General features: G+C 60.4%; 1 protein-coding gene. It reads left to right on the top strand.

Annotated elements, in window-relative coordinates; translation table 11 throughout:
• Window positions 1-1871 (top strand): beta strand repeat-containing protein (locus ET33_RS39115; RefSeq protein ID WP_161783604.1); only part of this gene is annotated, 1871 nt, incomplete at both ends.

Below are 1871 nucleotides of genomic sequence, written 5' to 3'. Positions count from 1 at the left end.
TTCTCGGTGGCACCGTCAGTACTACGATCCTGGGCGGAACAATCGACAACCTGCTTAACGGCACCATCTCCAGCGTGCTTGGGGCAACGATCACCGCAGGGACCTTGACTTCCGTCGGTTCAGTACTGGGAGCCACCATTACTGCTGGAACTATCAGTGCCACCATTCTCGCTGGTACCGTCAGCGCGACGATTCTCGGCGGTTCAGTCAGTACCACGATCCTCGGCGGTACGATCACCAACCTGCTCAATGGCACCATCTCCAGTGTGCTCGGCGCTACCATCACTGCAGGAACCTTGACTTCCGTCGGCTCCGTGCTGGGAGCCACCATTACAGCAGGTACGATCAGCGCTACCATTCTCGGCGGCACGGTCAGCGCCACGATCCTGGGTGGTACGATCACCAACCTGCTCAACGGCACCATCTCCAGCGTGCTTGGAGCGACCATCACCGCAGGGACATTGACTACCGTCGGCTCTGTGCTGGGAGCCACCATTACAGCAGGTACGATCAGCGCTACCATTCTCGGCGGCACCGTCAGTACCACGATCCTGGGTGGTACGATCACTAACCTGCTTAACGGCACCATCTCCAGCGTGCTTGGGGCTACCATCACTGCGGGGACCTTGACTTCCGTCGGCTCTGTGCTTGGAGCCACCATTACTGCTGGAACTATCAGTGCCACCATTCTCGCTGGTACCGTCAACGCGACGATTCTCGGCGGTTCAGTCAGTACCACGATCCTCGGCGGTACGATCACCACTCTGCTCAATGGCACCATCTCCAGCGTGCTCGGAGCCACGATCACCGCGGGGACTTTAACTACCGTCGGCTCCGTGCTGGGAGCCACCATTACAGCAGGTACAATCAGCGCTACCATTCTCGGCGGCACGGTCAGCGCCACGATCCTGGGCGGTACGATCACCAACCTGCTCAATGGCACCATCTCCAGCGTGCTCGGCGCCACGATCACCGCGGGGACTTTAACTACCGTCGGCTCCGTGCTGGGAGCCACCATTACAGCAGGTACGATCAGCGCCACCATTCTCGGTGGTACGGTCAGTACCACGATCCTCGGCGGTACGATCAGCGCCACGATTCTAGGCGGTACGATCACCAACCTGCTCAATGGCACCATCTCCAGTGTGCTCGGCGCTACCATCACCGCAGGGACCTTGACTACGGTCGGCTCCGTGCTGGGAGCCACTATTACAGCAGGTACGATCAGCGCTACCATTCTCGGCGGAACGGTCAGCGCCACACTGCTGGGCGGTACGATCACCAGCCTGCTCAATGGCACCATCTCCAGTGTGCTCGGCGCTACCATCACCGCGGGGACCTTGACTACCGTCGGATCCGTGCTGGGAGCCACTATTACAGCAGGTACGATCAGCGCTACCATTCTCGGTGGCACGGTCAGCGCCACGATTCTGAGCGGTACGATCACCAACCTGCTCAACGGCACCATCTCCAGCGTGCTCGGAGCCACGATCACCGCGGGGACATTGACTACCGTCGGCTCTGTGCTGGGAGCCACCATTACAGCAGGTACGATCAGCGCCACCATTCTCGGCGGAACCGTCAGTACCACGATCCTGGGCGGTACGCTCACCAACCTGCTCAATGGCACCATCACCAGTGTGCTCGGCGCTACAATCACCGCAGGGACCTTGACTACCGTCGGCTCCGTGCTGGGAGCCACCATTACAGCGGGTACGATCAGCACTACCATTCTCGGCGGCACGATCAGCGCCACGATCCTGGGTGGTACGATCACCAACCTGCTCAACGGCACCATCTCCAGCGTGCTCGGCGCTACCATCACCGCGGGGACCTTGACTTCCGTCGGCTCCGTACTGGGAGCCACCATT

The organism is Paenibacillus tyrphae, assembly GCF_000722545.1.
Taxonomy (GTDB): domain Bacteria; phylum Bacillota; class Bacilli; order Paenibacillales; family NBRC-103111; genus Paenibacillus_G; species Paenibacillus_G tyrfis.
Note: the sequence above shows the minus strand (reverse complement) of the source record. Positions and strands in the feature narration are given on the sequence as shown.